This window comes from Streptomyces sp. SirexAA-E, from assembly GCF_000177195.2.
GTDB classification, from domain to species: Bacteria; Actinomycetota; Actinomycetes; order Streptomycetales; family Streptomycetaceae; genus Streptomyces; species Streptomyces flavovirens.
The window spans coordinates 2,089,432-2,108,636 of the sequence record NC_015953.1 but is presented as its reverse complement, the minus strand read 5'-3'; the positions used below and the strand labels follow the sequence as shown (position 1 = coordinate 2,108,636).

General features: G+C 71.0%; 19 protein-coding genes. 4 read left to right on the top strand and 15 right to left on the bottom strand.

What is annotated here, in order from left to right:
* Positions 1-18 precede the first annotated feature (18 nt).
* The 6 genes from mmsB to SACTE_RS09330 all read right to left on the bottom strand — a co-directional run bounded on the left by mmsB (position 19) and on the right by SACTE_RS09330 (position 7,311).
* Positions 19-1,257, bottom strand: a complete 1,239-nt coding sequence (mmsB, locus tag SACTE_RS09355) for a multiple monosaccharide ABC transporter permease (protein WP_014045792.1) — start codon at positions 1,255-1,257, stop codon at positions 19-21.
* Positions 1,254-2,804 (bottom strand): multiple monosaccharide ABC transporter ATP-binding protein, encoded by a 1,551-nt coding sequence (gene mmsA / locus SACTE_RS09350; protein ID WP_014045791.1) that lies wholly within the window; start codon positions 2,802-2,804, stop codon positions 1,254-1,256. Before mmsA ends, mmsB begins: the two co-directional genes overlap by 4 nt.
* Positions 2,805-2,837: 33 nt before the next feature.
* Positions 2,838-3,947 carry a multiple monosaccharide ABC transporter substrate-binding protein gene (gene chvE / locus SACTE_RS09345; RefSeq protein ID WP_014045790.1) on the bottom strand — a complete coding sequence of 370 codons (1,110 nt, stop codon included), beginning with the start codon at positions 3,945-3,947 and terminating at the stop codon, positions 2,838-2,840.
* A 129-nt stretch (positions 3,948-4,076) separates the two neighbouring features.
* Positions 4,077-5,060, bottom strand: a complete 984-nt coding sequence (locus SACTE_RS09340; RefSeq protein ID WP_014045789.1) for a hypothetical protein — start codon at positions 5,058-5,060, stop codon at positions 4,077-4,079.
* 80 nt (positions 5,061-5,140) lie between these two features.
* Complete coding sequence (locus SACTE_RS09335) at positions 5,141-6,160, bottom strand: alcohol dehydrogenase catalytic domain-containing protein (RefSeq protein ID WP_014045788.1); 1,020 nt, start codon at positions 6,158-6,160, stop codon at positions 5,141-5,143.
* Positions 6,157-7,311: a mandelate racemase/muconate lactonizing enzyme family protein gene (locus SACTE_RS09330; protein WP_014045787.1), complete on the bottom strand. Its 1,155-nt coding sequence runs from the start codon at positions 7,309-7,311 to the stop codon at positions 6,157-6,159. Before SACTE_RS09330 ends, SACTE_RS09335 begins: the two co-directional genes overlap by 4 nt.
* Positions 7,312-7,421: 110 nt before the next feature.
* Here SACTE_RS09330 and SACTE_RS09325 point away from each other — a divergent pair, with 110 nt between their 5' ends.
* Together SACTE_RS09325 and SACTE_RS09320 are read left to right on the top strand one after the other, a co-directional pair.
* Positions 7,422-8,222, top strand: a complete 801-nt coding sequence (locus tag SACTE_RS09325; protein WP_019992666.1) for an EI24 domain-containing protein — start codon at positions 7,422-7,424, stop codon at positions 8,220-8,222.
* Entirely contained in the window at positions 8,219-8,827 is a 609-nt protein-coding gene (locus SACTE_RS09320; RefSeq protein WP_014045785.1) for a LysE family transporter, read from the top strand. The genes SACTE_RS09325 and SACTE_RS09320 overlap by 4 nt, the downstream gene beginning before the upstream one ends.
* On the opposite strand, the gene SACTE_RS09315 is transcribed toward SACTE_RS09320, so the two are convergent.
* Positions 8,805-9,827 (bottom strand): aldose epimerase family protein, encoded by a 1,023-nt coding sequence (locus SACTE_RS09315; protein ID WP_014045784.1) that lies wholly within the window; start codon positions 9,825-9,827, stop codon positions 8,805-8,807. The two genes, SACTE_RS09320 and SACTE_RS09315, sit on opposite strands and share 23 nt — an antisense overlap.
* An 11-nt stretch (positions 9,828-9,838) precedes the next feature.
* Entirely contained in the window at positions 9,839-10,744 is a 906-nt protein-coding gene (locus SACTE_RS09310) for an SGNH/GDSL hydrolase family protein (protein WP_014045783.1), read from the bottom strand.
* A gap of 361 nt (positions 10,745-11,105) precedes the next feature.
* Here SACTE_RS09310 and SACTE_RS09305 point away from each other — a divergent pair, with 361 nt between their 5' ends.
* Positions 11,106-11,600 (top strand): DUF3145 domain-containing protein, encoded by a 495-nt coding sequence (locus SACTE_RS09305; RefSeq protein WP_014045782.1) that lies wholly within the window; start codon positions 11,106-11,108, stop codon positions 11,598-11,600.
* 78 nt (positions 11,601-11,678) lie between these two features.
* Here the strand turns inward: SACTE_RS09305 and fabF are convergent, their stop codons facing one another.
* The 5 genes from fabF to SACTE_RS09280 form a co-directional block, all read right to left on the bottom strand.
* Positions 11,679-12,941, bottom strand: coding sequence for a beta-ketoacyl-ACP synthase II (gene fabF / locus SACTE_RS09300; RefSeq protein ID WP_014045781.1), 1,263 nt, complete (start codon positions 12,939-12,941; stop codon positions 11,679-11,681).
* A gap of 80 nt (positions 12,942-13,021) precedes the next feature.
* A complete protein-coding gene (locus tag SACTE_RS09295; protein ID WP_014045780.1) occupies positions 13,022-13,270 on the bottom strand; it encodes an acyl carrier protein in 249 nt (82 codons plus the stop codon).
* A gap of 64 nt (positions 13,271-13,334) precedes the next feature.
* Positions 13,335-14,336 carry a ketoacyl-ACP synthase III gene (locus tag SACTE_RS09290; protein ID WP_014045779.1) on the bottom strand — a complete coding sequence of 334 codons (1,002 nt, stop codon included), beginning with the start codon at positions 14,334-14,336 and terminating at the stop codon, positions 13,335-13,337.
* A gap of 13 nt (positions 14,337-14,349) precedes the next feature.
* Positions 14,350-15,264: an ACP S-malonyltransferase gene (locus SACTE_RS09285; RefSeq protein WP_014045778.1), complete on the bottom strand. Its 915-nt coding sequence runs from the start codon at positions 15,262-15,264 to the stop codon at positions 14,350-14,352.
* A gap of 89 nt (positions 15,265-15,353) precedes the next feature.
* Entirely contained in the window at positions 15,354-16,553 is a 1,200-nt protein-coding gene (locus SACTE_RS09280) for a helix-turn-helix domain-containing protein (protein WP_019992670.1), read from the bottom strand.
* Positions 16,554-16,632: 79 nt separating this feature from the next.
* Between SACTE_RS09280 and SACTE_RS09275 the strand changes: the two genes are divergently transcribed.
* Positions 16,633-17,304, top strand: coding sequence for a pirin family protein (locus SACTE_RS09275; protein ID WP_026358998.1), 672 nt, complete (start codon positions 16,633-16,635; stop codon positions 17,302-17,304).
* Between the two features lie 97 nt (positions 17,305-17,401).
* Here SACTE_RS09275 and SACTE_RS09270 read toward each other — a convergent pair whose 3' ends face one another.
* A complete protein-coding gene (locus SACTE_RS09270) occupies positions 17,402-17,809 on the bottom strand; it encodes a hypothetical protein (RefSeq protein WP_014045775.1) in 408 nt (135 codons plus the stop codon).
* A gap of 94 nt (positions 17,810-17,903) precedes the next feature.
* The gene (locus SACTE_RS09265) at positions 17,904-19,079 is read right to left on the bottom strand and encodes a macrolide family glycosyltransferase (protein ID WP_014045774.1); all 1,176 of its coding nucleotides are present in this window, start codon (positions 19,077-19,079) and stop codon (positions 17,904-17,906) included.
* Positions 19,080-19,205 lie beyond the last annotated feature (126 nt).

Below are 19,205 nucleotides of genomic sequence, written 5' to 3'. Positions count from 1 at the left end.
CTCCGGGTCGTCGAGCCGTCAGGAGCCAACCTTGCGTTTGTTCCAGACGTCGAAGCCGACCGCGGCCAGCAGCACGGCGCCCTTGATGACCTGCTGCCAGTCGGTGCCGATGCCGACGAGGTTCATGCCGTTGTTCAGCACCCCGAGGACCAGACCGCCGATGATCGCGCCGAGGACCGTGCCGACCCCGCCGCTCATCGACGCGCCGCCGATGAAGGAGGCGGCGATGGCCTCCAGTTCGAAGTTGAGGCCGGCCTTGGGCGAGGCCGCGTTGAAGCGGGCGGCGAAGACCAGACCCGCCAGGGCCGCGAGCATCCCCATGTTCAGGAAGACCAGGAAGGTGACCTTCTTGTCCTTCACGCCCGACAGCTTGGCCGCGGGCAGGTTGCCGCCGATGGCGTAGATGTGGCGGCCGATGATCGCGTTGCGCATCAGGTAGCCGAACCCGACGACCAGCACGCCGAGGATCAGCAGCACGACCGGGGCGCCCTTGTAGCTGGCGAGCAGCAGCGTGACGACGAGGACGGCCGCGACCAGGGCGACCAGCTTCAGCAGGAACAGCTTGGCCGGCAGCACGTCGAGGGCGAACTCCTGCTGCCGCTTGCGGTCGCGGACCTCCTGGAACACCACGAAGGCGATCAGGGCGAAGCCCAGCAGCAGGGTGAGGTTGTGGTAGTTGGTGTTCGGGCCGACCTCGGGCAGGAAGCCGTTGGCGATCTTCTGCAGGTCCTTCGGGAAGGGGCCGAGGGTCTGGCCCTTCAGGAAGATCTCCGTCAGACCGCGGAAGAGCAGCATGCCCGCCAGGGTCACGATGAACGACGGTATGCCGAGGTAGGCGATGAAGAACCCCTGCACCGACCCCGCGACGGCGCCGATGGCCAGGCACAGCACCACCGCGAGCGGCCAGGAGAGATCGTGCTCGACCATCAGCACGGCGGACATCGCGCCGATGAACGCGGTCAGCGAGCCGACCGAGAGGTCGATGTGGCCCGCGATGATGACGAGCATCATGCCGATCGCGAGGATCAGGATGTAGCTGTTCTGCAGCACCAGGTTGGAGACGTTGCGCGGCAGCAGCAGGTCGCCGCCCGACCACACCGCGAACAGCACCACGATCAGCCCGAGGGCCATCAGCATGCCGTACTGGCGCATGTTGCGGCGCATGCCGCCGAGCATCAGCCGCAGCAGTCCGCCGTCGGAGGCCGGCCCGCCTCCACCGGGTGGCGCGGGGGTCTTGGCGGTCACGTCCGTGCTCATCGGGTTACCTCTTTGTCCTTCGTCATCTGACGCATCAGCGCTTCCTGCGAGGCATCGGCCCGGGAGAACTCACCCGTGAGGCGCCCCGCGGCCATCGTGTAGATGCGGTCGCACATGCCGAGCAGCTCCGGCAGCTCGGAGGAGATGAAGACGACCGCCTTGCCCTGGGCGGCCAGTTGGTCGATGACCGTGTAGATCTCGTACTTGGCGCCCACGTCGATGCCGCGCGTGGGCTCGTCCAGGATCAGCACCTCGGGACCCGCGAAGATCCACTTGCTGAGGACGACCTTCTGCTGGTTGCCGCCGGACAGCTTGCCCACCGGCTCGAAGACGGTCGGCGCCTTGATGTTCATGGACTTCCGGAAGCCCTCGGCGACCTGCCGCTCGCCGTGCTCGTCGACCACACCCCGCTTGGAGACCTTGCCCAGCGCGGTCAGCGAGATGTTCCGGTTGATGGTGTCGATGAGGTTGAGGCCGTAGTGCTTGCGGTCCTCGGTGGCGTACGCGATGCCGTGCCCCACCGCCTCCGGGACGGACTTCGTACGGATCTCGGTGCCGTCCCTGAGGACGGTGCCGCCGGCGTACCGGCCGTAGGAGCGGCCGAAGACGCTCATCGCCAGCTCGGTGCGGCCGGCGCCCATGAGCCCGGCGATACCGACGATCTCGCCGCGCCGCACCTCGATCGAGACGTCGTCGACGACCTTGCGCTGCTGGTCGATGGGGTGGTGCACCGTCCAGTTGCGGATCTCCAGGGCGGGTGCGGTGCCCTCCTCGGGATGGTGCGGGGTCCGCTCCGGGAAGCGGTTCTCCAGGTCGCGGCCGACCATCCCGCTGATGATCCGGTCCTCGGTCGTCTCCGGCGCCTTCACGTCGAGCGTCTCGATGGAGTGCCCGTCGCGGATGATCGTGACCGAGTCGGCGACCCTGCGGATCTCGTTCAGCTTGTGCGAGATGATGATCGAGGTGATGCCCTGTTCCTTCAACGAGAGGATCAGGTCGAGGAGTTTGCCGCTGTCCTCGTCGTTGAGCGCCGCCGTCGGCTCGTCGAGGATGAGCAGCTTCACCTTCTTCGACAGCGCCTTGGCGATCTCCACCAACTGCTGCTTGCCCACGCCGATGTCGGCGACGCGGGTCTCCGGGTGCTCGTCCAGGCCGACCCGCCGCAGCAGTTCACCGGCGTGCCTGAGGGTGTCGTTCCAGTTGATCATTCCGCGCTTGGCGTGCTCGTTGCCGAGGAAGATGTTCTCCGCGACGGACAGGTACGGCACCAGTGCCAGCTCCTGGTGGATGATCACGATGCCGTGCTGTTCGCTCGCCCGGATGTCCTTGAACCGGCAGGTCTCGCCCTCGAAGAGGACGTCCCCTTCGTAGCTGCCGTGCGGATGGACGCCGGAGAGCACCTTCATCAGGGTCGACTTCCCGGCACCGTTCTCTCCGCAGATGGCGTGGACCTCGCCCTGACGTACCGTCAGTGTGACGTCCGAGAGCGCTTTGACACCGGGGAAGGTCTTGACGATCGAGCGCATTTCCAGGACGGGTCCCGCCATGGTCGTGCCTTCCAATCCTTGAGGGGGGCCCGGTTACTTGAGGTCGTTCTCGGTGTAGTAGCCGCCGTCGACCAGGACCTTCTTGTAGTTGTCCTTGTCGACGCTGACCGGCTGGAGCAGGAAGGCGGGGACGACCTTGGCACCGTTGTCGTAGGACTTGGTGTCGTTGAGCTCGGGCTCCTTGTCGTTCAGGGCCGCGTCGACCATGTTCGAGGCGACCTTCGCGAGCTGGCGCAGGTCCTTGTAGACGGTCTGCGTCTGCTCGCCCGTGATGATCGACTTCACCGAGGCGACCTCGGCGTCCTGGCCCGTGACGACCGGCATCGGCTTGGCCTCGGTGCCGTAGCCGTCGGACTTCAGGGCGGAGAGGATGCCGATGGAGATGCCGTCGTACGGCGAGAGCACGGCGTCGACCCGGGCGTTGCGGTAGCTGGACGTCAGCAGGTCGTCCATGCGCTTCTGCGCGGTGCCGCCGTCCCAGCGCAGGGTGGTGACCTGGTTGAGGGCGGTCTGCTTGGACCGGACGACCAGCTCGCCCTTGTCGACGTACGGCTTGAGGACGTTCATCGCGCCCTGGAAGAAGTACTTGGTGTTGTTGTCGTCGTTGGAGCCGGCGAACAGCTCGATGCTGAAGGGGCCCTTCTTGCCGTCCTCCAGGCCGAGCTTGTCCACGATGTACGTGCCCTGCAGCTCGCCGACCTTCTCGTTGTCGAACGAGGCGTAGTAGTCGACGTTCTCCGTGCCGAGGATCAGCCGGTCGTAGGAGATCACCGGGATGTCGGCGTCCTTGGCCTGCTGGAGCACGTTGTCGAGGGACTTGTTGTCGATCGCGGCGACGATCAGGGCGTCCACGCCCTGCGTGATCATGTTCTCGATCTGCGAGACCTGCTGGTCCGGGTCGTCCTCGCCGTAGACGAGCTTGGTCTTGTAGCCCTTGGCCTTCAGCTCCTTCACGACGTTGGCGCCGTCGGAGATCCAGCGTTCGGAGGACTTGGTCGGCATCGCGACGCCGATGGTGGCGCCGCCGGAGCCCCCCTTGTCCTCCTCGCTGCCGCCTTCGCTGTTCTGGCCGCAGGCGGTCAGGGCGAGGGCGAGGGAGGCGGCGGAGGCTACGGCGGCGAGTGCGGCTCTGCGGTTGCGCATAGTCATCATCCTTGATGGGGGTGGGGGTCCGTCCGGTGGTGCCGGAAAGCAGGGGGCGGATCGACCGAGAACAGGTGTGTGGGATTGTGCGCGGCTGTGTCTTCTTTTGTGGACAGAGTTTCCGGAACGTTATGACGATGTGTCGAACCGGTTGAGCGGGCCGGGCAGTCGGGAGCCGAGCGGCGACATGCCGCCGTCCGCCCCGTGCCGCGCGAGCAGGTCCAGCGCGAGCCGGCCGCGCCGTACCCGCTCCCGCGCGGTGGCCAGCGCGGCGTCCCGCATGTGCCGGCCGTACGGATAGATCCCGGGGGCCTTGGAGAGGCCGAACTTCAGGTAAAGCGGCGCCCCGCGCCGGATCAGTTCGGCGACCTCGTACATCCGCACATAACCGCCCAGGTCGTCCGGGGCCTCGATGTACAGGTCCATCGGCGCCCGGGAAACGCGCCTGATCTCGGTGAACTGAGCGAGCGTCAGGTCCGACGGGATGTTGACCGAGTCGGCGCCCAGCCGCTCGAACACGGCGTACGAGGCGGGGTTCACCGGCCCGATCAGCGCGGACACCTTGAACGTCGTGTCCGCCGGCAGCCGCCCCTCCTCGCGCAGCCGGTGCAGCGTCCAGAGCACGCCCTCGTCGGCCACCAGCAGGCACCTGACGCCCAGCCCGGTGGCGCGCAGCGCGTCCTCGACGCAGCCCGCCAGCGCGTCGTGCCCCCGCGAGCGCAGCCCCGCCCCTCCCGAGTCCGTACGCACCGACGCGCCGGTGTCCCAGGTGCCACGCGGGCCCGTGAACAGGCAGAGCTCGACGTCCCGTTCGGTGCAGACCGCGACCATCTCGGTGATCTCCGCGTCGGTCAGCATCCAGACACCGCTGCCCTGGCTGACGCGGTGCACCGGGACGCCGAGCCGGTCCGACTCCTCCAGCACGACGCCGAGGGCCTCCGGGCCCTCCACGGACGGCACCTCCGTGCGCCAGGCCCCGCCGTCGGGGAAGGAGTGCGGGGAGGCGTCCGCGGGGGAGAGGGGGGCGGGGCCGAGACCGAGCGCGGTGAGCGCGGCGTCGCCGGGGCGGCGCGGGCCCGTGTCGGGGGCCGCTGGGACAGGGGCGTCGTTCACGACAGGTCCTTCGTGTTCGGTATATCGGACGAAGTTCGGATTTCGAGGCGCGCGTCGGCGCACGGGGCCGTACGGGACGCTCACGGACGCAGCAGAACCTTCCCGGTCTCCGGGCCCCCGGCGCCCACCAGGGCCACGGCGTCCGCGAACCGCTCCAGCGGGAACTCGTGGGTGATCAGCGGCGCCGGGTCGAGCAGCCCGGCGGTGAACGCCCGTACCGCGTACGACCAGGCCGCCGAGGGCGCCCCGAAGACGCTGCGCACGGTGAGCTGGCTCAGCGACAGATGCACCGGGTCGATGCCCACGGCGCCCGGCGTGAACATCCCGGTCAGCACCACCCTTCCGCCGCGCCGCGCCAGCAGGCAGGCGTCGGCGGCGGTGCTCGGGGCGCCGGCGGTCTCCACGACCAGGTCGTAGCGCCCGCGCACCTCCTCGGCCTCCTCGGGGACGAGCGCCTCGCTCGCCCCGAAGTCCAGGGCGAGGGAGGCCCGTTCCCGCCGCGGGTCGATCACGGTGAGCTCGGCCGGTGAGAAGGCCGCGAGGAGCTGGACCGCGAGCAGCCCCAGCGTCCCCGCCCCCAGCACGGCGACCCGCTCCCCGGGCTCGGGCGCCCCGGCGCGGACCGCGGCGGCCGTCACCGCGGCGGGCTCCAGCAGCGCCGCCGCCCTGAGGTCGGCGTCGTCGGCGAGCGGGTGCAGCAGCCGGGCCGGGACCACCACGTGGTCGGCGAAGGCCCCGGGCCGGGTGAACCCCGTCTCGTCGTACCCCGCCGTGCACAGCGAGGTCTCGCCGTGCCGGCACCGCTCGCACCTCCCGCAGGCCCTGAACCCCTCGGCGACCGTGCGCCGTCCGACGAGCCCCGCGTCCACACCGGCGCCGACCGCCTCGACGGTCCCGGCCCACTCGTGGCCGGGCACCACCGGGTAGCGCACATAGGCCGCGTCGCGGTGGCCGTCGTGGAGTTCGCGGTCGCTCATGCAGATCCCGGCGGCGGCGACCCGCACCCGGGCCTCGCCGGGGCCAGGTTCGGGGCGCGGACCGAGGACCAGGCGGTGGCAGCCGGGCCGGTCGACGACCAGGGAACGGGACTCCGTGCTCACTTGGGCTGCCTCTTCTCCCAGCCCTCGGCCCACAGGTCGAACCGCGCCTGCTGCTGCGGGAACTCGGCCGCCGCCTCCACGTCCAGCTCCACGCCGAGCCCGGGGGCGTCGGAGAGCGTGAAGCAGCCGGTGGCCGGGTCCACCTGGGGGGCGCCCTTGACGACCTTCTTGATGTCGGCGTCCGCGAAGTCGTTGAAGTGTTCGAGGATCTTGAAGTTGGGTGTGCAGCCCGCGAGTTGCAGGTTGGCCGCGGTGAGCACCGAACCGCCCACGTTGTGCGGGGCGACCATCACGTAGTGGGTCTCGGCGGTCGCGGCCAGCTTGCGGGCCTCCAGGATGCCGCCGATGTGGCCGACGTCCGGCTGGATGATGTCGGCGGCCTGCGACTCGAAGAGCTCGCGGAACTCGATCCGGTCGTGGACGCGCTCACCGGTCGCGATCGGCTGGTCCACCTTCTCCGCCACCTTGGCCAGCGCCTTGAGGTTCTCCGGCGGCACCGGCTCCTCCAGCCAGGCCGGTGCGAACGGCGCCATCTCGCGGGCGATCCGCACCGCCGTCGCCGGGCTGAACCGGCCGTGCATCTCCAGCATCAGCTCCGTGTCCGGGCCGATCGCGTCCCGTACGGCCTCGATGAGCGAGACCGCGTACCTGGTCTCCTCCTGGCCCAGCTCCAGGTGGCCGGTGCCGAACGGGTCGATCTTCAGGGCCCGGTAGCCCCGACCCACGACCGCCCGGGCCGCCTCGTGGTAGGCCTCGGGGGTGCGCTCCGTGGTGTACCAGCCGTTCGCGTACGCCTTGACCCGGTCGGTCACCTTCCCGCCGAGCAGCTGCCAGACCGGGACCCCGAGCGCCTTGCCCTTGATGTCCCAGCAGGCCATCTCCACCACCGCGATACCGGACATCACGATCTCCCCGGCCCGACCGTAGTCGCCGTACTTCATGCGGCGTACGAGGTCCTCCACCGCGAACGGATCGGACCCCGTGATGTGGTTGGCCGATGCCTCCTCGAGGTAACCGACGAGGGCGTTCGTGCGTCCGAGCATGCGCGTCTCGCCGACCCCGGTGAGGCCCTCGTCGGTATGTACCCGGACATAGGTGAGGTTGCGCCACGGCGTTCCGACGACATGCGTGCTGATTCCGGTGATACGCACGGGAGTTGCCTCTCCATTGTTCGGTATTTCGTCACTCGTTCGAAATGCTGGCGTGACGGTAGGACGGGCCCGGGACGGTGTCAATGGTTCGCGCAAGTACGCTGACGCCCATGAGCGATCTCGGGGCGGGCATCGGGTACGTGGTCAAGGGGCAGCGCTGGGTCCTGGGGCACGGGAAATGGCTCGGCCTCGGCCTGCTGCCCGGACTGATCACCCTCGTCGTGTACGCCGGTGCGCTGGTCGGACTCGGGTACGGTGCCGACGACTTCGTCGCCTGGGTCACCCCGTTCGCCGACGACTGGTCCTCGCCCTGGCTCGGCCTCCTGCGCGACACCCTGACCGCCCTGGTCTTCCTCTTCGGCCTGTTCCTCGCGGTCATCACCTTCACCGCGGTGACCCTGCTGGTCGGCCAGCCCTTCTACGAGTCGCTCTCCGAGGAGGTCGACCGCACCGAGGGCGGCGACGTGCCCGAGTCCGGGCTGCCGTTCTGGCGCGACCTGTGGATCTCCGCCCGGGACTCGGTCCGCATCCTGGTGCGCGTCGCCCTGTACGGCGTGCTGCTCTTCGCCGCCGGCTTCCTCCCCGTCGTCGGACAGACCGCGGTCCCGGTGATCGGATTCTGCGTCTCCGGCTACTTCCTCTGCGAGGAACTGACCGCCGTCGCGCTCCAGCGCCGGGGCATGGTGCTGAAGGACCGGCTCGTGCTGCTGCGCGGCCGCCGTCTGATGGTCCTCGGCTTCGGCGTGCCGCTCGCGCTCGCCTTCCTGGTCCCCTTCGTCGCGGTGTTCCTGATGCCGGGCGCGGTGGCCGGTGCCACGCTGCTGGCCCGCGACCTCACGGCGCCGCCGCAGCCCGCGCCGGAGCCCGCCTCCCCGTACACCCTGCGCAAGGACCGAGGGGGCCCGGCATGACCGAGATGCTCGCCGTCGCCCTCATCACCGTGCTGGCGGTGATCAGCCCGGGGGCCGACTTCGCCATGGTGGTCCGCAACAGCTACCTCTACGGCCGCAGGACCGGCCTGCTGGCCGCCGCCGGGGTCGCCGCGGGCGTCCTGGTCCACGTCACGTACACGATGCTCGGCGTCGGCCTGCTGATCGCCTCGTCCACCGCGCTGTTCACCGCGATCAAGCTGGCCGGTGCCGCCTACCTCGTGTACATCGGCGTGCGCACCTTCCTGGCCCGTGCCGACCTCACGGTCGACCTCGGCTCCAAGGGGAGCCTGACCGGGGCCGGGGCGCTGCGCACCGGCTTCCTCACCAATGTGCTCAACCCCAAGACCACGCTCTTCGTCGTGTCCACCTTCACCCAGGTCGTCGGACCGGACACGGCCTACTGGCAGCAGGCGGCGTACGGGCTGTTCATGTCCCTGGCCCACTTCGGGTGGTTCGCCCTGGTGGCCCTGTTCTTCTCCCACTCGCACCTGCGCACCGCGATGCTCCGCCGCCAGAAGGCCCTCAACCGGACGATCGGCTCGGTCCTGGTGGGGCTCGGCGTCACCCTCGGCCTCGCCCGCTGACGGCCTCTCCGCGCACCGAGAAGCCGTACACCGTGGTGGACGTGAACTCCTCGCCCGGCCGCAGCACCGTGCTCGGGAACTCCGGCCGGTTCGGGGAGTCGGGGAAGTGCTGCGTCTCCAGCGCGATCCCGGCGCACGCCGGGAACGGCCGCCCGTCGAAGTGGTCCGCGGTGTACAGCTGGAGTCCGGGCTCCGTCGTCCACACCGTCAGCAGCCGGCCCGACCCGGCGTCGTACAGCTCGGCCACCGGCTTCCCGCCCGTGCGGTCCAGCACGTAGTTGACGTCGTACCCGGGCCCCACCGGCTTCGCCTCGCGGAAGTCGAAGCGGGTCCCGTCCACCGGTGCGAACTCCCCCGTGGGGAGGGACTCCGCGTCCACCGGTGTGATGGCCCCGGCCGCGAGCCGCAGTTCGTGGCCGAGCGCGCTGCCGCTGTCCGCGCCCGCCAGGTTCCAGTACGTGTGGTTGGTCAGGTTCAGCACGGTCGGCGCGTCCGTGGCCGCCCGGTAGCCGATCCGCAGCGCCCCTCCCGCCGCCAGGGTGTACGTCACCGAGACCGTGAGCCGTCCCGGGAAGCCCTCCTCGCCGTCCTCGGCGACCAGCGACAGCCGTACGCCGTCCGGCACCTCCTCGGCGTCCCACACCCGCTTGTCGAAGCCGCGCGTCCCGCCGTGCACGTGGTTGCGGCCCTCGTTCCGGGTCACCTGGCGCGTGTGCCCGTCGAGCACGAACGAGCCGCCCCGGATCCGGTTCGCGTACCGCCCGACCAGTGCGCCGAAGTACGGTCCCGGGTGCGCCTCGTACCCGGCGGTGTCCTTGAGCCCCAGCGCCACCCCGGCCCGGGTGCCGTCCCGCCCGGGCACCTCGACGGACTGCACCACGGCGCCGTACGTCAGGATCCGGACCAGGGTGCCGTCACGCTCCAGAATCCAGCGCCGGACGGGGGTGCCGTCGGCCCTGGGGGTGAAGTCCTCGCTGCGTATCACGGTGCCCGTCGTCATGATCACGGACTTTACGCGGGCGGTCCGGCGGCCGTGACGTTGCGGTAGGCGATCTCCGCCAGCCTGGCCTGGCCGTCGCGTCCGGGGTGGAACCAGTCCCAGCGGCTGAGCTGCGCGCCGGTGAACCGGTAGTCGAAGACCGCCCCGCCGTCGTACCGGCAGTGCCGGTCCTTCGCGCAGACGTCCCGCAGGACGCCGTTGAAGGCGACCACCCGCTCCTGCACGGCGTCCCGCCGCGCCACGGCCGCCGCCCCCATGTCGTCCGCGTCGCCCAGCATCGACCGGCAGATGCCCAGCTTCCAGATCTGCTTGCCCAGGGCGTTCTCCCGCCCCGTCGACCAGAGCCGCTTCAGATCCGGCACGCTCGACACGTACACCTGCGCCCGGGGCGCCTCGGCGCGCAACTGCCGCAGCGACGCCTCGAAGGAGGCCCGGAAGTCCGCCACCGGCGTCATCAGCTCCACCGAGTCCCGGCAGGCGTCGTTGGCGCCGATCATCACCGTCACCAGCTCCGGCCGCTCCTTCGCGGCCAGCGCCATCTGCTCGGGCAGCTGCGCCATCCGCGCGCCCGACACCGCGTGGTTCCAGCTGTGCGAGGCGGCCTTCGAGGGGCCCAGGAGTCGCAGCGCGAGGCTGCGCACCGCGTCGTCGGTGCCGGTCGCCCATGACACCTCGGGGCAGTCGGCCAGCACCGAGCAGGCGTCGAAGCCCCGGGTGATGGAGTCCCCGACGGCGGCGACGGAGGCCGGGCTCGCGTTCCACGCGGGCGTCGGCGACGGGCTCCGCGAGGGCCGCGCCGTGCTCCCGCCGTCCCCTGCGCCACCACAGCCGGTCAACACGGCGACACCGACCGTCGCCACCGCCGTCAGCGCGGCCGCGGCGCGGCGGACGCGGTGGCGTGACTGGCCCTCGGCCATCCCGATTTCCCTCCGGTCGTGCGGGCGATCGCCCCTGGCACAGTCGGACAGCCCCAGGTGGCGGGGGTGCGCGCCCTGGCGGGTGAATGCCGGACGAATCATGGGCCCCGGACCGACGGTACGTCACACACCCGGCGCCGGGGCACGGTAGCTTTTCCCCCGTCGAACCAGTGACGTCTTTCCGGCCGTGTCCGAACAGGCGGAGCCCCGGTAAGTTACTTCATGTCATATATTGTCCTTTTTCAGGAGATTCACTCCCGATGCTGTTTACTGATGACAACCTCGGGAGTCGTCCGGAAAGAGACGGTACGGGCGCGAGGCCGCTGGGGAAGGCGAACCTCGTCCCACACTGGAGGTCCCGGTGACGACACGTGGAGTTCTGTACGTTCACTCCGCACCGCGCGCGCTCTGCCCGCACGTCGAATGGGCGGTGGCGGGTGTCCTCGGTGTGCGGGTGCAGCTCGACTGGATCAGACAGCCCGCCGCTCCGGGCACCTGGCGGTCCGAATTCTCCTGGCAGGGCCGGGTCGGTACGGCGGCGGAGCTCGCCTCGGCCCTGCGCGGCTGGGACATGCTGCGCTTCGAGGTGACCGCCGAGCCCTGCCCCACGGCGGAGGGCGAGCGCTACAGCGCCACGCCCGGCCTCGGCATCTTCCACGCCGTCACCGGAATGCACGGCGACATCCTGGTCCCGGAGGACCGGCTGCGGGCAGCGCTCGCCCGGTCCGCCGGCGGGGAGGCGGACCTGGGGGCGGAGGTCGCCCGGCTCCTCGGCAAGCCGTGGGACGACGAACTGGAGTCCTTCCGGCACGCGGGCGAGGGCGCGCCGGTGCGCTGGCTCCACCAGGTGGTGTGAGACCCGGGCCCCCGGACGGCACAAGGCCCGCTTCCCGGACGGGAAGCGGGCCATGGTCCGTCGTGCGGTGACGCGGCGTCAGGCCGACCGGAAGGCCAGCACCACGTTGTGGCCGCCGAAACCGAACGAGTTGTTGATCGCCGCGATCGACCCCTCCGGCAGAGGCCGGGGTTTGTCGCGCACGATGTCCGCGTCCACCGCCTCGTCGAGTTCGTCGACGTTGATGGTCGGGGGCGCCATGCGGTGGTGCAGGGCCAGCACCGTCGCCACGGTCTCGATGCCGCCCGCGCCGCCCAGCAGGTGGCCGGTCATCGACTTCGTGGCCGAGATGGCGACGTGGTCCAGGTCCTCGCCCAGGACCTGGCGCAGCGCCTTGACCTCCGCCACGTCGCCCTGCGGCGTGGAGGTGGCGTGCGCGTTCAGGTGCACGACCTCGGACGGCTTGAGGTCCGTGGAGTCGAGCAGGTTCTGCATGGCGGCGGCGATGCCGCGCCCGGTGGGCTCGGGCTGCGCGATGTGGTGCGAGTCAGCGGACAGGCCCTGGCCCAGCACCTCGCAGTAGACCCTGGCGCCACGGGCGGCGGCGTGCTCGGCGGACTCCAGGACGACGACACCGGCACCCTCACCGAGCACGAAGCCGTCACGGGCGGTGTCGTACGGGCGGGAGGCCTTCTCGGGCTCGTCGTTGCTCTTGGACATCGCCATCATGTTGGCGAACGCGGCGATCGGCAGCGGGTGGATGGCCGCCTCGGTGCCACCGGCGAGGACCACGTCGGCACGGCCGGTACGGATCATCTCGACGGCGTACCCGATGGCCTCGGCACCCGACGCGCACGCCGAGACCGGGGTGTGGACACCGGCCTGGGCGTTGACCTCCAGGCCGACGTTGGCCGCCGGGCCGTTGGGCATGAGCATGGGAACGGTGTGCGGGGAGACACGGCGTACGCCCTTGTCCTTCAGCACGTCGTACTGGTCGAGCAGGGTGATCACACCGCCGATACCGGAGGCGATGACCGAACCCAGACGCTCGGGCCGGATCTTCTCGTCCTCACCGGCCTTGCCGGTGTAACCGGCGTCCGCCCACGCCTCGCGAGCCGCGATCAGCGCGAACTGCGCCGAGCGGTCCAGCTTGCGGGCGAGGGGGCGGGGCAGTACATCGCCCGGGTCGACTGCCGCGAGGGCGGCGATCCGGACGGGCAGTTCGGCGAAACGTTCGCCCTCGAGAGGCTTGATGCCGGAACGACCGGCCATCAGACCTTCCCAGGTCGATGCGGAGTCGCCACCCAGCGGAGTGGTTGCGCCGATACCGGTGACGACCACGGTGCGATTGGTCGGGCTCACTGGAAAATCTTCTCCACGTGTAGAGGGTCGTGAATCAGCGGCGCCACCGCCGGGTGGCGACACACGGATCAGGGCTCGGTTCAGCCCTGGTGCTTCAGGATGTAGTCGGCGGCGTCCCCGACCGTCTTGAGGTTCTTGACGTCCTCGTCGGGGATCTTGACGTCGAAGCGCTCCTCGGCGGCGACGACGACCTCGACCATGGACAGCGAGTCGACGTCCAGGTCGTCGGTGAAGGACTTGTCCAGCTGGACGTCCTCGACCGGGATACCGGCGATCTCGTTGACGATCTCGGCGAGACCGGTGACGATCTCTTCCTGAGTGGCGGCCATGTTGGGGCTCCTTCGATGTGTTTCTGCAGGGTTCGGGCGTACGGACCGAAAAGATCCGGTGTGCCTAGGGGAGGGTAACGACCGTCGCGGCGTAGACGAGACCCGCCCCGAAGCCGATGATGAGCGCGGTGTCGCCGCTCTTGGCCTGACCGGTCGCCAGAAGCCGCTCCATCGCGAGCGGGATCGAGGCGGCCGAGGTGTTGCCGGTGGTCTCCACGTCACGGGCGACCGTGACGTGCTCCGGCAGCTTGAGGGTCTTCACCATCGAGTCGATGATCCGCATGTTGGCCTGGTGCGGGATGAAGACGTCCAGGTCCTCCGGGGCGATCCCGGCGGCGTCCAGCGCCTGCTGGGCGACCTTCGCCATCTCGAAGACGGCCCAGCGGAAGACCGCCTGGCCCTCCTGCGTGATGGCGGGGAACTTCTCCGGCCGGTCGGCGTGGAAGACGTCCCACGCCACGGTCTGCTTGATCGTCTCGGACTTGTCGCCCTCCGAGCCCCAGACCGTCGGACCTATGGCCGGCTGCTTCGAGGGGCCCACGACGACCGCGCCCGCGCCGTCACCGAACAGGAAGGCCGTCGCGCGGTCCTCCAGGTCGGTCAGGTCGCTGAGCCGCTCCACGCCGATGACGAGGACGTACTCCGCGGAGCCTTCCACGATCATGCCCTTGGCGAGGGTCAGGCCGTAGCCGAAGCCCGCGCAGCCGGCCGAGATGTCGAAGGCGGCGGGCTTGCCCGCGCCGACCTTGTGGCCGATCTCCGTCGCGACGGCGGGGGTCTGCTTGAAGTGCGAGACCGTGGAGACGACGACCGCGCCGATCTGCTCGGGGGCGATCCCGGCGTCGGCGATGGCCTTGCCCGCGGCCTCGACGGACATCGCGGCCACGGTCTCCTCCTCGGAGGCCCAGTGGCGGGTGGCGATACCGGAGCGGGAGCGGATCCACTCGTCGGACGAGTCGATCGTCTCGAGGATCACCTCGTTCGGCACGACCCGGGTGGGGCGGTAGCCGCCGACACCCATGATCCGTGCGTACGGGGCGCCCTGGCTGGGCTTGATCTTCGACATGCTCTCGGGCTCCTTAGGCGCCTGCGTGCTCGGAGATGAGCGCGCGGGCCGCGTCGAGGTCATCGGGTGTCTTGAGCGCGAGGGTCTTCACGCCGGGCAGCGCGCGCTTGGCGAGCCCGACCAGGGTGCCACCGGGTGCCGCCTCGATGAGGGCCGTGACACCGAGCTCCTCGAAGGTCTCCATGCACAGGTCCCAGCGGACCGGGTTGGCGACCTGGCCGACGAGCCGGGCGATGACCTCGGTGCCGGTGGCGACCGTCTTCCCGTCGGCGTTCGAGACGTACGTGGCCTTCGGGTCGGCGACCGTCAGCGTGCCGGCGGCGGCGCGCAGCTTCTCCACGGCCGGAGCCATGTGGTGCGTGTGGAACGCGCCGGCCACCTTGAGCGGCACCACGCGGCGCACGCCCTCGGGCTTGTCCTCGGCCAGCGCGGCGATCTGCTCGGCGGTGCCGGCGGCGACGATCTGGCCGCCGCCGTTGACGTTCGCCGGGGTGAGCCCGAGCTTCTCCAGGTGCGGGACGGTCACGGCGGGGTCCCCGCCGAGGAGCGCGGCCATGCCCGTCTCGGTGACCGCGGCGGCCTCGGCCATACCGAGGCCGCGGGTGCGTACGAGACGCAGGGCGGCCTCGTCGTCGATGACGCCGGCCAGCGCCGCGGCGGTGATCTCGCCGACGCTGTGGCCCGCGAGCACGTCGGGCGCGGCGTCCAGTGCGGCGGCGGACAGGAGGCCCGCGGCGACCAGCAGCGGCTGGGCCACCGCCGTGTCGCGGATCTCGTCCGCGTCGGCCTTCGTGCCGTAGTGGGCGAGGTCGAGCCCGATGGCGTCCGACCAGCCCGCGAGGCGGTCGGCGGCGCCGGGGAGTTCGAGCCAGGGAGTCAGGAAGCCGGGCGTCTGAGCGCCTTGGCCGGGAGCGACGAGTACGAGCACACTCACACTCTCTCTTGGGGACGGCCTCCTACGCCCGTGGGGACAGGGACGAAGAACCGTCAGGGGAATTGTTGAAGTCCGACAAAAGTCTAGGACGGGGTGTCCGCAGCGGCCAAGCGCCCCAGGATGAGGGCGATCCGCAGCGTGAAGGCCGAACGGACGTCGGAGGGTGACCAGCCGGTGACGTCGGTCACACGTCGCAGCCGGTAGCGCACGGTATTGGGGTGTACGAACAGCATCCGGGCCGCACCCTCCAGGCTGCTCGCCTGCTCCAGATACACACTCAGTGTCTCCAGCAGAGCCGAACCGGCTTCTTCGAGCGGTCTGTAGATCTCCTCCACCAACTGGTCGCGTGCGGCGGGATCACCCGCCATCGCGCGCTCCGGAAGGAGATCGTCCGACAGGACGGGCCGCGGGGCGTCCTGCCACGCCGAGCAGGCCTTGAGTCCGGCGGCCGCGGCCTGCGCGGACCGGGTGGCCGCGAGCAGGTCGGGCACCACCGGGCCGGCGACGACGGGGCCCGCCGCGTACGGGCCGATCAGCGACTTCGCGACGTTCAGGGGGTTGTCGCTGCCCCCCGCGATCACCACCAGGCGGTGGCCGAGCACCCCGGTCAGCACCTGGAGCTTGGCGTGCCGGGCCGCCCGCCGGATCGCCTCCACGGTCAGCTCGCTGTCCCCGTCCGGGGCGGTGCCCAGGACCACGCACACGTGTTCGGGGGAGTTCCAGCCGAGCGCCGCCGCCCGCGACACGGCGCCCTCGTCCGCCTCGCCGGAGAGCACGGCGTTCACCACGAGCGACTCCAGCCGCGCGTCCCAGGCGCCCCGGGCCTCGGCGGCCTGTGCGTAGACCTGGGCGGTCGCGAAGGCGATCTCCCGGGCGTACACGAGCAACGCCTCGCGCAGCACGGACTCGTCGCCGGGCGCCGCGACCTCCTCGATCGCGGTCTCCATGACCTCGATCGTCGTCCGCACCATCTCGACGGTCTGGCGGAGGGTGATCGCCCGGGTCAGCTCGCGCGGAGCCGTGCCGAAGACGTCGGTGGAGATGGCCTGCGGGGTCTCCGGGTGCCGGAACCACTCGGTGAACGCGGCGATACCGGCCTGGGCGACCAGGCCGATCCAGGACCGGTTCTCCGGTGGCATCGCCCGGTACCACGGCAGCGTCTCGTCCATGCGGGCGATGGCGTTGGCGGCCAGCCGGCCGGAGGACTGCTCCAGCCGCTTCAGGGTCGCGGCGTGGCGGTGGGCGTCGTTCGCAGCGGGCTGCTCAGGATCGGGTCGGGGCACACACACAAGACTGCCTTATCAGGGCGACTGCCCGGAGGGGCGGGGCTCCGGGATACCCGACAGGACTACCGTGGGGGTCGTGACGGACGTACGCCGCTCCGGCGACCGCTTTCGCGGAGGAGACCCGGCCACGGGTGGCTCCGCGGGCATCGAGACACTGCACGCGTTCTCCTTCGGGCGCTTCTACGACCCGGACAACCTGAGGTTCGGTCCGGTCCTCGCCTGCAACGAGGAACGCCTCGCCCCGGGCGCGGGCTTCGACGAGCACCCGCACAGCCACACCGAGATCGTCACCTGGGTCGTGGAGGGTGAGCTCACCCACCGCGACACGGCCGGCCACGCCACCGTCGTACGGGCCGGGGAGCTCCAGCACCTGAGCGCCGCCGGGGGCGTGCGCCATGTCGAACGCAACGACGGCACAAGCCCGCTGACGTTCCTTCAGTTCTGGCTCGCACCCCTGGAGCCGGTCGGGGACCCCTCGTACACGCATGTCGCAGGAGTGGCCGACGCCACTCCGTACGTCCTCGCGGAGGCCGGCGCGACGCTCCACGTCCGGCGGCAGGCGGCGGGGGAGCGCACGGCCGTGCCGGACGCGGCGGGGGTGTACGCGCACGTGGTGCGGGGCGGGGTGCGGCTCGGCGGCGAGGAACTGGCGGCGGGCGACTCGGCGCGGATCACCCGGCCCCGGGGGCTGGAGCTGGTGGCGGTGCGGGACGCCGAGGTGCTGGTGTGGGAGTTCGGCGGGGTGTGACGGCGGGCCGCGCCCGGGCGGTGGGCGCCGGGAACATGGAGCGTCGCGGTTGGTGCGTACGCGAAACGGCGCGTGCTGTCCCGGGATCTCGGGGCGCTCAGCCGTCCCTGCCCTCCGCGAGCCTGTCCAGCTCGCGCATCGCCTCGCCGTGGGCGCTCATCCGGCGGGTGACGGTGCCGACGGTGAAGAGCCCCACCCCGACGGTCGACAACGGGACCGACGCGCCGAGGACCGCGAGCGCCTCCGGCCAGTCCCGCTCGTTCGCGCAGTAATTCCCCTCCTGCAGACCGTGGTTGGCCGTCCCCCGATCCGTGAACAGGCGGGCCTCGCAGTGGGCGGGGCTCCGGTAGTCGGTCCTGCCGGACGTGTCGGCCTCGTAGGGCATCACCAGCAGCACGGCACACCAGATCCACAGCAGCGCGGCCAGGGACAGCAGGATCAGGCCCCAGGTGCGTATGCGCGCGGCCCGGTCGCGGAACTGGAGGTCGTACTCACGTGATCGCATGGCGCACGAATCTAGCAACGGCACGATCGCACGGGGGCCTTGGGGCGGACGCCGGAGCCCGGGTGGGCACGGCGTCCGCCCGGTCCGGGTGCGGTCAGCCCAGGGCGTCCTCGACGAGGTCGGCGGCCCGCGCCGTGCCGCCCTCGGCGCGGGCCCGCGCCCGGAGCTCCGCGGACCGGCGGGCGACGTCCGGATCGTCGACCAGCTCCAGCAAGGCGGTCCGCAGGGCCTCGGCCGAGGCGTCTGCGGTGTCGATGCGGCGGGCCACGCCCAGTTCGACGAGACGGTCCGCGTTCATGAACTGCTCGGCCCCCTGTGGTACGGCGATCATCGGGACCCCGGCGGACAGACCCTCACCGCTGCTGCCCATACCCGCGTGGGTGACGAAGGCGTCGGCCTCCGCCAGGACCGCCACCTGCGGTACCCAGGTGCGCACGTCGACGCCGGGCGGGACGGTGCCCAGTTCCCGCGGGTCGGTGTGCCTGCCGATCTGGAGCACGACGTGCCAGCCGGGCAGTTCGCCGAAGGCGGCCAGGCAGTTGCGGTAGAACTCCGGCTGCCGGGTGTACGCCGATCCCAGGGAGACCAGGAGCACGCGCCGGGCGCCGGCGGGCCGTGTCCAGGTGTCCTCGTCGCCCCGGGGGCCGAAGCACGGCCCGACGAACGTGACCGTGCCGGTGTCGACCTTGTCGGCGTACGGCTGCATCGCTCTGGGGATCAGGGCGAGGGAACGGGACGGGGGCCCGCAGAAGGTCTCCACATCCGTCGTGGTCGCCCCGCACCGCGCGAGCCACCGGCCGAACCTCGCCCGGTACTCGTCGGCGCCCGGCAGCTGCCAAAGCGGGGCCGCGACCTCCTCGGCGTATCCCTCCCAGGCCACGAAGGTCGGCGAGAGCTGTACGAGCGGACGGCCCTGCGACTCGGCGAGCGCCCGCGCGGCGTACGCCCCGATGTCGTACAGGTACAGGTCCGCCGGGTCGGCGTCGTACACGGCGCGCACCTGCGGAAGGGACTGGACCGCGTCGTCCAGGAAGAGACCCATCGCCGCGATGGGGTCGTCGGGCCAGTTGTTGTCGGCCACCGGCAGCACGGACGTGACGGGGACGAACTCGGCGCCGGTGGCCTTGATCAGGTCGGCCACGGCCGGGTCGTTGGCGTAGGTCACCCGGTGGCCTCGGGCGACCAGCTCGCGGACGACCGCGAGGCTCGGCAGGACGTGGCTGACGGCGGGGACGCCGATCATCGCGATGTGGGCAGGGCGACGGGACATGGGACATCACTCGATTCAGGTCTGCGGCACAGGGACACGGCGGACCCGCGCGCCGGCCGTCCGAGGGCGAAGCCCTGACGGAGGCGGCGCGCACGGGTCCGCGCGACGGGAGCGGGGGCATGGCCC